Below are 449 nucleotides of genomic sequence, written 5' to 3'. Positions count from 1 at the left end.
ATATAGTAGATAGAAAAGATGCTACAGAGCTAAAACTTGGAATACTTATGGCTGGTGGTAGTCTTAAGGATGATGAGAAAGAGGTGAAGGATCTTGAGTAAAACTACAGCAAAGGGTAAGGAAAATAAAGCGCTACAGATGGTAAAACCAATATTATTCCCTTTAGCAGCAATAATATTTTCTATATTCATTTCAGTGTTTTTCGTAATCTGGGCTAAGGGATATTCTATATTAGATTATTTTAAAGCGCTAGAAGATCTTTTTAGCACCATATGGAAAGGTTCCTTTGGTAGCGAAATGAACTTATTTAATACTGTATTCTATTTAACACCGCTTATATTTACCGGTGTAGCAAATGCGGTAGCATTTAAGACCGGATTATTTAACATAGGTGGAGAAGGTCAGTTTGTAGTAGGTATGGTAGCAGCAGCTTTAGTTGGAGTTATACC

The 449-nt window shown here is 35.2% G+C and carries 1 pseudogene; it reads left to right on the top strand.

Annotated elements, in window-relative coordinates:
• Window positions 1-138: 138 nt before the first annotated feature.
• A pseudogene (locus tag J3477_RS25985) lies at window positions 139-449 on the top strand (ABC transporter permease); the annotation flags it as partial.

This window comes from Clostridium zeae (assembly GCF_017312485.1).
In the GTDB taxonomy this organism is placed as follows: Bacteria; Bacillota; Clostridia; order Clostridiales; family Clostridiaceae; genus Clostridium_AR; species Clostridium_AR zeae.
Note: the sequence above shows the minus strand (reverse complement) of the source record. Positions and strands in the feature narration are given on the sequence as shown.